A 12,594-nucleotide genomic window follows, 5' to 3' on the forward strand; every position below is an offset into this window, starting at 1 on the left:
CACTAATGATATCAAGCCCGCTCAGAAAGCGGGCTCTCGATAGAGTATATCTCTTTATCACTCCCACTCAATCGTCGCGGGCGGCTTGCTGCTGACGTCGTACGTCACCCGCGATACGCCACTGATCTCGTTGATGATGCGGTTGGAGACCTTCTCCAGCAGCTCATACGGCAGGTGGGCCCATCTTGCGGTCATGAAGTCGATGGTTTCGACGGCGCGCAGGGCGATGACCCATTCGTAGCGGCGGCCATCGCCGACGACACCGACGGATTTCACCGGGAGGAAGACGGCGAAGGCCTGGCTGGTCTTGTGGTACCAGTCGGCATTGTGCAGTTCCTCGATAAAGATAGCATCAGCTTCACGCAGGATGTCGGCGTATTCTTTCTTCACTTCGCCGAGGATGCGCACGCCGAGGCCCGGTCCCGGGAAGGGATGACGGTAGACCATGTCGTACGGCAGGCCGAGTTCGAGACCGAGCTTGCGCACTTCGTCCTTGAACAGCTCGCGCAGCGGTTCGACCAGCTTGAGCTTCATGGTCTCGGGCAGGCCGCCGACGTTGTGATGCGACTTGATGACATGCGCCTTGCCGGTCTTGCTGGCGGCGGATTCGATCACGTCCGGGTAGATGGTGCCCTGGGCGAGGAAGTCGACGCCGTCGATCTTGGCGGCTTCACGGTCGAAGACATCGATGAAGGTGTTGCCGATGATCTTGCGCTTGGCTTCGGGGTCGTTTTCGCCTTCCAGCTTGGTGAGGAACTCGTCCTCGGCGTCGACACGCAGCACCCGCACGCCCATGTGGCTGGCGAAGGTTTCCATCACCTGGTCGCCTTCGTTCTTGCGCAGCAGGCCGTTGTCGACGAACACGCAGGTGAGCTGATCGCCGATGGCCTTGTGCAGCAGCGCGGCGACGACGGAGGAATCCACCCCGCCGGAGAGGCCCAGCAGCACGTGGCGGTCGCCGACCTGCTCGCGCACGCGCACGCAGAGGTCGTCGATGATCTGGGCCGGGGTCCACAGGCGCTCGGCCTGGCAGATATCCAGCACGAAGTGCTCGAGGATGCGCTGGCCCTGCTGGGTGTGGGTCACCTCGGGGTGGAACTGGACGCCGTAGAACTGCTTGTCTTCCCACGCCATGGCGGCGATCGGGCAGCTCGGGGTGGAGGCGGTGACGGTGAAGGTCTCCGGCACCTGGGCGACCTTGTCGCCATGGCTCATCCAGACGTCGAGCAGCGCGCGCCCGGTGTCATGGTCGACATGGTCCTTGATGTCCGTGAGCAGGGCGTTGTCGGCGTCGATGCGCACCTGCGCATAGCCGAATTCCTGTTTCTGCGAGCCCTCGACCTTGCCGCCCAGCTGCTCGGCCATGGTCTGCATGCCATAGCAGATCCCCAGCACCGGCAGGCCCATCTCGAACACGCACTGCGGGGCGCGCGGCGAGGCCAGCTCGGTGACGGATTCCGGCCCGCCGGCGAGGATGATGCCGTTGGGCCGGTACTCGCGGATCTCTTCCTCGCTGATGTCGAAGGCGCGCACTTCGGAGTAGACGCCGATCTCGCGCACGCGGCGTGCGATGAGCTGGGTGTACTGGGAGCCGAAGTCGAGAATCAGGATCTTGTGGGCGTGAATGTCGGTCATCTGGCGTTCCTTTGAGAAGCAACAAGGGCCGAAAATGCGAAAGCTGGAAGCGGCATGGCCACTTCCAGCTTCAAGCTTCCGGCATCAAGCTTGAGTTAGCCCGCCCGGTAGTTGGGGGCCTCTTTCGTGATCTGCACGTCATGCACGTGGGATTCGGCGAAGCCCGCGCCGGTGATCTTCACGAACTCCGGCTTGGTACGCATCTCGTCGATATCGTGGCAGCCGGTGTAGCCCATGGAGGCACGCAGGCCGCCCATCAGCTGATGGACGATGGCGCTCATCTGGCCCTTGTAGGGCACGCGGCCTTCGATGCCTTCCGGCACCAGCTTCTCGACCCCGGCGCTCTTGTCCTGGAAGTAGCGGTCGGAGGAGCCCTGGGTCTGAGACATGGCGCCCATGGAACCCATGCCGCGATAGGCCTTGTAGGTCCGGCCCTGGTAGAGCTCGATCTCGCCCGGCGCTTCCTCGGTGCCGGCCAGCAGCCCGCCGATCATCACCGTGCTGGCGCCGGCGGCGATGGCCTTGGCCAGGTCGCCGGAGAAGCGGATGCCGCCATCGGCGACGAGCGGGATGTCGAACGGCTTGAGCGCGTCGGCCACGTCGGAGACGGCGGAGATCTGCGGCACGCCGACGCCGGCGACGACGCGCGTGGTGCAGATGGAGCCGGGGCCGATGCCGACCTTGACGCCGTCCGCGCCCGCTTCGGCCAGCGCCTTGGCGGCGGCGGCGGTGGCAATGTTGCCGCCGATCACCTGTACCTGCGGATAATGTTCCTTGACCCAGCGCACGCGCTCGATGACACCCTGGGAATGGCCATGCGCGGTATCCACCACGACCACGTCCACCCCGGCCTCGGCCAGCGCGGTGATGCGATCCGGCGTTTCCGGCCCGGTGCCCACGGCGGCGCCGGCCAGCAGGCGGCCGTCGCCGTCCTTGGCGGCGTGCGGGTAGGTGCGTGCCTTCTCGATGTCACGCACGGTCACCAGGCCACGCAGGCGGAACTGATCGTCGACCACCAGGATCTTCTCGATGCGGTGTTCCTGCAGCTTGGTCTTGATGATGTCCAGCGAGGTGCCTTCGGGCACGGTGACCAGCTTCTCGCGCGGGGTCATGATTTCCGCCACGCTGTCGCCCTTGTCGGGACGGAAGCGCATGTCGCGCCCAGTGACGATGCCCATCAGGGTGTCGCCCTCGACCACCGGAAACCCGGAGTAGCCGTACTCGTCGGCCATCTCGAGCAGATCGGCCAGCTTCGCCTTGGGGCTGACGGTCACCGGGTCCTTGACGATCACGCTCTCGTGCTTCTTCACCTTGCGCACTTCCGCCGCCTGCGCGGCGATGCTCATGCTCTTGTGAATGATCCCGATGCCGCCTTCCTGCGCCATGGCAATCGCCAGGCGGGCGCCGGTCACGGTATCCATCGCGGAGGAAAGCAGCGGGATGTTGAGGTAAAGGTCGCGAGTCAGGCGGGATCTGAGGCTGACGTCTTTGGGCAGGACGTCGGAATAGCCGGGGACGAGTAAAACATCATCGAACGTAAGAGCTTCTTGCGCTATACGTAGCATGTTGCGACACCTGTGGGGAAAGCGGGTGCGGGAAAGATTAATCCGCCATTATAAACCTCTATCCCCGTCCTCTCAACGTTGAGAAGATTTGTCAATGCGCGGTTCGGTGGCGGCCGGGGTCTGGGCGGGGGCGGGATGCGACAGGCGATGGAATTCCCGCTGCCAGCGCTCCAGGAAAGCGGCACGCCGCGCGGGGTCGACGAAGGCGAGCAAGGAGGCGTTCAGCGGAATAGGATATAGACGATCCCCTGCCTGATCGCGCAGGCGCTGCGCGGTGTAAGGGCCGATCACCCCCGGGCGTACGCTGAACAGCGGCGTCTCGCCGGCGATGACACGCTGCCCCTCCTGACTGAGCAGGAAGTCGAGAAACGCCCGGGCCGCCGCGGGATGCGGGGCGTCACGATGAATGAACGCCATGCGCATCATCACCAGCGAATAGTCCTGCGGTATCTGCACGATGACCTCGGGGTGCGTCTGCGCCCAGTGCATGGCGTAGGAGCCGAGCAGGTTGTAGCCGAGCCAGTAACGGCCGTCGCTGAGTCCTTCGAGCATCGACCGCGTATTGGCCTCGAGGTGCGTGTCGGCCGCGCCCATCGCGGCCACCAGGTCCCAGAACCGAGTGGTGTAGCGGGCATCCTGCTGGAAGAGCGAGTAACCGACGCCACTGCGCAAGGGCGAATAGGTGGTGACTTTGCCACGTAATGTCTCGCGGTGTCGTCGCAGCAAGGTATGCAGGTCGGCATGGGTCTTGGGCGGCAGCATGTAACGCGCGAGATCCAGCCGATAGGCCATGACGATGGGCTCGAAGGTGAAGCCGAAGACCTCGTTGCGCCACTTGGCCCATTGCGGCCACGCACGGGCCGCCGGCGATTCGAGCGGCTGGGCATAGCCCTCGTTGACGCGCGCCATCTGCCAGGGCATGGCGGAGCTGATGACGACATCGGGCGGATTGTCCTCGTTGGCAACGCGGGCGTCGACTTCCAACGTCGAATGATCGCGGAAGGTCAACTGGATATTCGGGTAGGCCGCTTCGAAGGCGTCCAGCAGAGGCGCCGCGACCTGCCGGTCGAGCGCGGCCTCGACGATGAGCGGAGTAGCGCCCCAGGCAAGACTCGGCGCCAAAGCCCCCAGCAGCCAGACGAGCGCCACACGACGAATCGACATCACCCCTCCTCGTGTCGGGTAAGACAGGGAAACAACAGGCGGATTCTCAACCCGCCCTTCTCCGCCGACTCGACCTGCATCCGCGCTTCGTGACGACGCACGATCGAGTCCACGATGGCCAGCCCCAGGCCGGAGCCCTCGGTGTCCTGCCGGCCACCGCGCTCGAAGGGACGGTGCAGGCGCGCCATCACCTCCGCCGAGACACCGGGGCCGTCGTCTTCGACATACCATTCCAGCGTCTGCGCGTGACACACCGCGCCCAGGGTAATCACGCTGCCCGGCGGTGTATAACGCAGGGCGTTGTCGATCAGGTTGCCGAGCAATTCCTGCAGCGCCCAGGCCTCGCCGCAGATGTATTGCGGCGCTTCGGGCAAGGCGGCCAGGCCGATGTCGTGCCCTTGCGCCGCATCGCGCTGCGCCCAGTCGAAGGCAGTCTCGCGCAGCAGCGAGACCGCGTCGAGTCGCGTGGCCGTGCCCTGCTCCTCGGCATGCCGCAGGCGCGCCAGGCTCAACAGTTGACCGGCCAGGCGACTGGTACGTCCGGCGCTGCCATGCACGTCGGCCAGAGCTTGCCGCCAGGCCTCGGGATTCTCGCTCTTCAAGGCCAGTTCACTGGTGGTCTGCAGGCCGGCGAGCGGCGTCTTGAGCTGATGACTGGCATCGGCGGTAAAGCGCAGCAAGGCGTCGCGGCTCTCGCGCTGCCGGGTGAAGAGCGAATCCAGGGTTTCCGCCATTTCGCGCATTTCCTCGGGCACCCGAGCCTCCAGCGGGCGCATGTCGTCGGCATCGCGCTGGCGCAACTGGTGGCGCAGGCGGCGCATCGGGGCGAGCGCCACGCGCATCGCCAGCAGCATCAGGATGCCCGCCACCAGCACCATGATCACGAAGCGCGTGACCGCCTGCTCGAAGAGCGCCTCGGTCAGGGCGTCGCGCCCCGACATCGTGTGGCCGACCCAGATCTGCACCGGGTCCTGGGTTTCCCAGCCGGCGGAGTCGAGCTCCCGCCCATAAAGCCGCCAGGGCGTACCGCGATACGTCTCGTTGAACCATGCCGGCTGCGTCGCGACCTGGTGTCGCCACCTGGGCGGAATCGCCATGTCCAGATTGCCCGAAATCGTATCGCCTTCGGCGTCCAGCACGGCGTAGAACACCCGCTCCTGGTGGCGCGTCGCCAGGATCTGCAGCGCCGCCGAGGGGATCTCCACCACCGGCTGCCCCGCTTCCCATTGCACGGCCTCGGCGATGGTCAGCGCGGCGGCTTCGAGCTGGCTGTCATAGGCGCGCTCGGCCGCACGTTGCGAGCTGAAATAGGCCTCGACCAGCAGCAGCACGCCGAGCGCGCTGACGGTCACGACCAGCCACACGGCCAGGCGGGCCTTCAGCGAGCCTTCCACCTGGATCACGGCGCGGCGTCCTCGAGCCGATATCCCATGCCGCGAAAGGTGCGAATGCGCAATCCGCTGCCGTCGAGCCGTTTGCGCAAACGGCTGATGTACACCTCCAGCGCGTTGGAGCCGACATCGCCGAACCCGAAGAGACGATTCTCCAGCGTCTCGCGCGGGGTGATGCTGCCGGCATGCAACAGCAGACTCTCCAGCAGGCGCAGCTCGCGGCGCGGTAGATCGAGCACCGTCTCGTTCAGCGTGGCGACGCCCGAGGTGGCGTCGAAGGCCAACGGCCCGAACGTCAGGCGGTTATCGGCGCGCTGCTGGCTACGGCGCAGCAAGGCACGCACCCGGGCCTCCAGCTCGGCGAGCGAGAACGGCTTGGCCAGGTAGTCGTCGGCGCCGAGATCCAGCCCTTCCACCCGCGCGTCGATGCCGTCACGCGCAGTGAGGATCAGCACCGGCGTGGTGTCGCCGCGCTGGCGCAGTTCCGCCAGCAGCGTCAGGCCGTTGCCGTCGGGCAGCCCCAGGTCGAGCAGCACCAGATCGAAGTGCCCGCTCTGCAGGGCCTCGCGCGCCTGCGCGTGATGCGTGAACACGTCGACGGTGTTGCCTAGCGGGGTGAGCGCTTGCTCCAGCGAGCGTGCGATCAGGGAATCATCTTCGATGACGAGTAGGCGCATACGACCAATGTCTCATGTGGGCGAACGTGAAATGACAGGTTGATGAAAGGTTCTCTCCCTAGCATCGACACCTGTCATCCAGCGCGATGACATCCGCCACCATCGGCATTATTCCAAAGCAGCGCAAAACAAGAGAACAGGAGTTCGCCATGAAATTCAATTCCATGTTACGGCACTGGTCCTCACTACTGCTACTCAGCGGTGTGCTGGCAACCGGCACGACTTACGCACAATCCGAGGCACCCGAGTGTATCGCGCCGGCGAAACCGGGCGGCGGTTACGATCTGACCTGTCGCCTGGCGGCCAACGCCTTGCAGAAGACCGGCCTGATCGAGCAGCCCATGATGGTGAGCTATATGCCAGGCGGCATCGGTGCGGTGGCGTACAACCATGTCAACGGCGTTCGCAACGCTGACCCCAACCTGATCGTGGCAGCCAGCACCGGTGCGGCCGTCAATCTGGCCCTTGGCAAGTTTGGCCAATATGACGTCGACGACGTCCGCTGGCTGGGCGCCCTGGGGGCGGATTACGGCGCGATCGTCGTCAAGGCCGATGCGCCCTGGCAGAACCTCGACCAGCTCATGAAGGATCTCCAGACCAAGCCAGGTCAAATCGTCTTCGGCGCCGGCGGTACCGTGGGCAGCCAGGACTGGATGAAGGCCGCGCTCACCGCCAAGGCGGCCGATATTTCACCGCGTGACTTGCGCTATGTGGCCTTCGAAGGGGGCGGCGAGTCGATGGCGGCGCTGCTCGGCGGTCATATCCAGGTCTTCACCGGCGATCTGTCGGAGCTGCGCTCGCACCTGGAAAGCGGCAAGATCCGTGTTCTCGCGGCCTTGTCCGAGGAGCGCATGGGTGGACCTTACGCCGAGATTCCGACGGCCGCCGAGCAAGGCTACGACGTGCAGTGGCCCATCTGGCGCGGCTACTACATGGGGCCGGACGTCAGCGACAAGGCGTATCAAGAGTGGGTCAACAAGCTGCAAACGCTATCGAAAAAGGAAAAGTTCGCGGAGTTGCGCAAGGCACGCGGCCTGTTCCCGATGTCGCGCTTCGGCTATGACTTCGAAAATTACGTCAAGGGCCAAGTGGCGCAATTCAAGGAACTCGCTGAAGAAGTAGGGCTGAAGCAATGAAGATTGCCGCCGACCGACTCCTGGGATTTGCCTTGATCGGTCTGGCGGCATTTGCCGCCATTCATGCCTGGCAACTCCAGATCCCTTTCAGTTATGAGCCGGTGGGGCCGAAGGCCTTCCCCATCGTCCTCTCGATCATACTGGCCGCCTTGTCGCTGGTATTGATCTTTCGACCGGGCGAGAACGGCCATTGGCCCAACAAGGCGCTACTGGCAAAACTGCTGCAAGTGCTGGGCACGCTGGTCGTCTATGCCATCTTGTTCACCAAGCTGGGGTTCATCATCACGACCTTCTTCGCCGCCCTGGTACTCGCGCGGCTATTCGGTGCTACCTGGCGCAGAGCACTGATCGCCAGTTTCCTGATGGTCCTTGTCAGTTACTTCCTGTTCACCCAGGGGCTGGGGATTTCCTTGCCTGATGGCTACTGGCTGTCCGATTACGTCTAAGGAGCTGGCATGTTCGATTTTCTGATTCATGGCTTCGGTGTCGCACTGACTCCCCTCAATCTGGGACTCGCCTTTCTGGGGGCTCTGCTCGGCACGTTATTCGGTGCGCTTCCGGGGATTGGGCCGATCAACGGTATCGCTATTCTCATGCCGCTGGCCTACACGCTTGGTCTCCCTGCGGAGTCAGCGCTGATTCTCTTGGCCAGCGTTTATACCGGCTCGGAATATGGCGGACGCATGTCGAGCATCCTGCTCAACGTCCCCGGCGATGCCGGTGCCGTGATGACCACCCTCGACGGCCACCCGCTGGCCAAGAAGGGGCTGGCGGGACCGGCACTCGGCCTGTCGGCGGTCAGCTCGTTCGTCGGGGCCACCATTGCCATTATCGGCCTGACGCTCTTCGCGCCCTTGCTGGCTCAGGTGGCCATCATGTTCGGCCCCGCCGAATTCTTCGCACTGATGGTGTTTGCCTTCTCTTCCATGGCGGTAATGATGGGGAAAGACCCGATCAAGACGGCCATTGGTGCAGTGCTCGGCGTCATGGTCGCGATGGTGGGCGTGGATTCCGGCACCGGGGTACTGCGCTACACCTTCGGCATGGCGGAGCTCTACGATGGCATCGACTTCGTGGTGATGATCATCGGTCTATTCGCGATCAGCGAGATATTGCTGATGCTGGAACACGCCAATCGTCAGGATGTAGACGATGAAATGCCCCCGCTGGGACGGGTCATGATCAGCCTCAAGGAGCTCGCTTACTGCAAATGGACCATGCTGCGTTGCGGCGTAATAGGGTTCATTGTTGGCGTATTGCCGGGCACTGGCGCCTCCATTGGTGGCGCCGTTTCCTATACCACGGAAAAACGCATTTCCGACAAGGACGGCAGCTTCGGTACCGGCAACATGCGCGGCCTGGCAGCGCCGGAAGCGGCCAATAACGCCTCGGCGGCGGGCTCTTTCGTGCCCATGCTGACACTGGGCATTCCCGGCTCCGGCACGACTGCCGTACTGCTGGGCGCGCTGATGCTCTACAACATCACGCCCGGGCCGATGCTGTTTTCCGAGCGTCCCGAGGTGGCCGGCGGCCTGATTGCCTCGTTGTATATCGGCAACATCATGCTACTGGCGCTCAACCTGCCGCTGGCAGGGCTCTTTGCCCGTGTCTTGACCATCCCGCGCTGGGTGCTCGTACCGAGCATTGCCATCCTGGCGTTCGTCGGCATCTTCCAGTTGCATTCGGACCTGACGGCCATTTACCTCATGCTGATCATCGGCATATTCGGCTACCTGCTGCGTAAGCTCGGCTTTTCGCTTGCGCCGATCATTCTCGGCTACGTGCTCGGCGGCTTGATGGAAAACAACCTTCGCCGCGCCTTGGCCATCAGTGGCGGCGACCTGGGCATCCTGTGGCAATCCGGCATCTCGCTGGGACTATGGATCGCTGCCGCTGCCTTGCTGGTGCTGCCGTGGCTGCTGCCCAAGCTGTGGCAGGCCAGGACCAGCAAGGCCTGAAACGTTCAGGTCTGAACAGCCAGGTCTGAAACGGCAAAGCAACAAGCCCACGCATCAGACATCGAGATGCGTGGGCTTGTTTTTTTGCACACTGAACGCGCCAACTTCGATGAATGGTCGCTCGCGCGATGGCACAACCCGGCCGAACCGCTATGCGCCCGGTCATCGAGAAAGAGCTGCTGTATCTCGACATCCTGTTCGCACTCGAACGGGAACGACTCCCACGATTCCGGCCTGTAGCTTGAGAGAATTTATTCCCGATGGCGGTGACCCTATAGCATGCCTGGGTTGCCAAGAAAGCGCACCGCGCGAGGATCTCGTGTGTAGGCCACGTTGATCCGGGTCCACGGCGAATGCCCGCCGTCAGGCAGGAAAACATCGCCCGGCGACAGGCTGATTCCTGCACGCCGAGCATGGTCGACAAGCTGGCCGGACGACTCCACGGTCGGATGGCGTATCCACAGGAACATGCCCCCGGTAGGCTCGGCGAAGACCTCCCAGCCCGCCGCCCCGACCAGCTCAAGGGCCGAGGCCATCTGCCCCGAAAGCTTGGCGCGTAGGCGCTCGGTCAGCTTTCGGTAACTGCCGTTCTCCAGCATGGTCGTCACCACCTGCTCGGCAAAACGCGACGAGGCGATGCTGGTTAGCATCTTGACGTCCACCAATTGCTTGACCAGCCCCGGTTCGGCAGCGATGAACCCCACGCGCAGCGAACAGGACAGACTCTTCGAGAAGCTACCGAGATAGATAACCCGCTTCAGGCCATCGAGCGCCGCCAGTCGAAGGGTCGGGTCACGCTGGAAGTCCGCATAGATGTCGTCCTCGACGATCCGAAAATCGTGCTTCTCGGCGAGTTGCAATACGCGATGCGCCACGGTCGGCGCCAGCGTCGTGCCCGTCGGGTTCTGGAACACGCTATTGGTGAAAAGCAGCTTGGGCCGGTGCGTTTTCAGCAGGAATTCCATCCGCTCGACATCGGGCCCTCCGCTCAGCCGTGGCACACCGATCACCTTGACCCGCTGCAGGCGCAGCAGGCCGAACAGGTTGTAATAGCCCGGTGATTCCACGAAGACCGTGTCGCCGGGGTCGAGCGTCAGCCGCACGAGCAGGTCGAGCGCATGGCTGCCACCACCGGTCAGCAGGATCTGGTTGGCATCAGCCTCGATGTCCAGCAACCGCATCCGCTCCTCGATGAGCGAGCGCAACGCCGGCGTACCCAGCGGAGTGCTGTAGTCGAAAAGGCCCGCGCGGTCCTGCCGGGTCACCTGACGGATGGCATGGGCCAGGTCGTCGCCTTCGCGCCAGTCGGTGGGCAACCACCCGCAGCCAAGCTTCAAGCTATCTTCGCGGGTCTGGAACAAGCGCCACATCTCGTCGGTGACGTCTTCCAGGTTTTCCGCGCCGCTATCCTCCCTGGCGAGCACCCGTGCCGCGCTATCGGCCACATAGAACCCCGCCCCTGGCCTGGAGCGCACCAGGCCCTGTGCCACCAGCCGTTCATAGGCTTCGATGGCGGTATTGCGGCTGACCCCCAAATCGTGCGCCAGGCGCCGGATCGAAGGCAGACGGCTGCCCGCACCGTGCCGAGCGACCCAGTCACGTACGCCGTCGGTCACCTGGGCCACCACCGGCAGGCTCGAGTCTTGATCGATTTCCAGTTTCACCGCAGCGATCCTCCGGGTAGCGACCGTTCCGCCATAATCACGAACAGTGCATGGATTATTCGCCGGCATTGTACCTTACCGGCCCGATGCGCCGGTGCCAGGCTGGTCGCCCCTCTACCGACACTGGCAGCCATCGCATGAAAGGATCGTCTCCCCTTCGCCTCGCGCTCGCACTTTGCACGATCACGACCGCGGTCAACCTGCAGGCACCGCTCTACGATGCCTTGGCCGCGCGGGACGGGTTGGGCGTCGGCGCCACCAGCGTGGCTTTCGCCTGCTACGTGGTTGGCATCATGCCGGTCCTGCTGGCACTAAACGGCCTGCCGGAACGCGTCGGGCGACGGCCCCTGATTCTCGCCGCGCTGTGCCTGTGCCTGGTGGCAACGTCACTGACACTGCTCGCCCCGGGGCTGATCACGCTGGGCATTGCGCGCTTCTTGATGGGGCTGGGCACCGCGCTTACCTCGGCCGTCGCCCCCGCCTACATGTTCGAGCTGTTCCAGAACCGCGACAAGCGTGTGGCGGCGAACTGGGTCACAGCCAGCACTTCGCTGGGTTTTGGGCTCGGGGCCGCGGTAACCAGCCTCTTCGTCCTGTATGTCCCCAGCCTGACCCCACCTAGTTTCTGGCTGTATCTGGGAGTCGCGAGTCTGGCCCTGTTGCTGGTGATCGGCCTGGCCGACGATGCACCGCGCCGGTCTCGGGCAGCGATGCTCAGGCTGCCGGCTTATCCGGCCGGCGCACTCCCATTCGGACTGGCGATCCTGCTGGCCTGGGCCACGGTCGGGCTGGTTATCGCCATCCTGCCCTCGACGCTGGCCCGGCACGGGCTCGCCGCCTGGTCGGGATTCGCCACCTTCGGTATCTGCAGTTGCGGTGTGCTGTTCCAGCCCTGGGCACGGCGGCTTTCGCCTCATGCCTCGACCCAACTGGGCGTGATCATCCTGCCGTTGGCGTATACTTTGATCGCCTGGGGGGCGCTCAATGGCGTGCTGGCGGCGGTACTCATCGGCACTCTCGCCGCCAGCAGCGCCTGCTATGGCTTCGTCTACCTGGGCGGCTTGAGCGGTGTCCTCGCCGTCGCCGGCGAGCGGCAATCAAGCGCCAGCGCCGGATTCTTCCTGCTCGCCTACGCCGGCTTCAGCCTGCCCGTCGTCATCACCGGCGCGCTGATCGATAGCGTCGGGCATGCAATTGCCTTACCGCTTTTCGGCGGCGCGCTACTCGTCGGGGCGCTCGTGGTGAGCTGGCTATTGAGAACTGCCTCTGCGCTAAGCGCTGAGGCACAATTGTAGTTGCCCTTGTGGAAGTCTGACTTGGCGGGAGATTGTATTTGTTGGAGTCGTACCAGGAGAAAAAGCAATCCCGATAGCGGTGGCACGGCAGCCTGGGTGCCCTATTCAT

The 12,594-nt window shown here is 64.0% G+C and carries 10 protein-coding genes; 4 read left to right on the forward strand and 6 right to left on the reverse strand.

What is annotated here, in order from left to right; translation table 11 throughout:
- Nucleotides 1–57: 57 nt before the first annotated feature.
- The 5 genes from guaA to C8E00_RS05350 form a co-directional block, all read right to left on the reverse strand.
- Nucleotides 58–1,635, reverse strand: a complete 1,578-nt coding sequence (gene guaA / locus C8E00_RS05330; protein WP_133695391.1) for a glutamine-hydrolyzing GMP synthase — start codon at nucleotides 1,633–1,635, stop codon at nucleotides 58–60.
- A gap of 95 nt (nucleotides 1,636–1,730) precedes the next feature.
- Nucleotides 1,731–3,200 (reverse strand): IMP dehydrogenase, encoded by a 1,470-nt coding sequence (gene guaB / locus C8E00_RS05335; protein WP_133695393.1) that lies wholly within the window; start codon nucleotides 3,198–3,200, stop codon nucleotides 1,731–1,733.
- Nucleotides 3,201–3,272: 72 nt separating this feature from the next.
- A complete protein-coding gene (locus tag C8E00_RS05340; RefSeq protein WP_133695396.1) occupies nucleotides 3,273–4,364 on the reverse strand; it encodes an ABC transporter substrate-binding protein in 1,092 nt (363 codons plus the stop codon).
- Nucleotides 4,364–5,767 (reverse strand): sensor histidine kinase, encoded by a 1,404-nt coding sequence (locus C8E00_RS05345; RefSeq protein ID WP_133695398.1) that lies wholly within the window; start codon nucleotides 5,765–5,767, stop codon nucleotides 4,364–4,366. Before C8E00_RS05345 ends, C8E00_RS05340 begins: the two co-directional genes overlap by 1 nt.
- On the reverse strand, nucleotides 5,764–6,432 hold the full coding sequence (locus tag C8E00_RS05350; protein ID WP_133695400.1) for a response regulator: 669 nt from the start codon (nucleotides 6,430–6,432) through the stop codon (nucleotides 5,764–5,766). Before C8E00_RS05350 ends, C8E00_RS05345 begins: the two co-directional genes overlap by 4 nt.
- Before the next feature lie 149 nt (nucleotides 6,433–6,581).
- Between C8E00_RS05350 and C8E00_RS05355 the strand changes: the two genes are divergently transcribed.
- From C8E00_RS05355 to C8E00_RS05365, 3 genes are read left to right on the forward strand one after another with little or no spacing between them, the layout of a single operon-like run.
- Complete coding sequence (locus C8E00_RS05355) at nucleotides 6,582–7,568, forward strand: Bug family tripartite tricarboxylate transporter substrate binding protein (RefSeq protein ID WP_133695403.1); 987 nt, start codon at nucleotides 6,582–6,584, stop codon at nucleotides 7,566–7,568.
- A complete protein-coding gene (locus tag C8E00_RS05360) occupies nucleotides 7,565–8,014 on the forward strand; it encodes a tripartite tricarboxylate transporter TctB family protein (protein WP_133695405.1) in 450 nt (149 codons plus the stop codon). The genes C8E00_RS05355 and C8E00_RS05360 overlap by 4 nt, the downstream gene beginning before the upstream one ends.
- 9 nt (nucleotides 8,015–8,023) lie before the next feature.
- The gene (locus C8E00_RS05365; protein ID WP_133695407.1) at nucleotides 8,024–9,526 is read left to right on the forward strand and encodes a tripartite tricarboxylate transporter permease; all 1,503 of its coding nucleotides are present in this window, start codon (nucleotides 8,024–8,026) and stop codon (nucleotides 9,524–9,526) included.
- Between the two features lie 272 nt (nucleotides 9,527–9,798).
- Here the strand turns inward: C8E00_RS05365 and C8E00_RS05375 are convergent, their stop codons facing one another.
- The gene (locus tag C8E00_RS05375) at nucleotides 9,799–11,190 is read right to left on the reverse strand and encodes an aminotransferase-like domain-containing protein (RefSeq protein WP_133695410.1); all 1,392 of its coding nucleotides are present in this window, start codon (nucleotides 11,188–11,190) and stop codon (nucleotides 9,799–9,801) included.
- Between the two features lie 137 nt (nucleotides 11,191–11,327).
- On the opposite strand from C8E00_RS05375, the gene C8E00_RS05380 reads away from it, so the two are divergent.
- Nucleotides 11,328–12,485, forward strand: coding sequence for an MFS transporter (locus C8E00_RS05380; protein WP_133695412.1), 1,158 nt, complete (start codon nucleotides 11,328–11,330; stop codon nucleotides 12,483–12,485).
- The last annotated feature ends 109 nt before the right edge of the window (nucleotides 12,486–12,594 follow it).

This window comes from Chromohalobacter marismortui (assembly GCF_004364315.1).
Classification (GTDB): Bacteria; Pseudomonadota; Gammaproteobacteria; order Pseudomonadales; family Halomonadaceae; genus Chromohalobacter; species Chromohalobacter marismortui.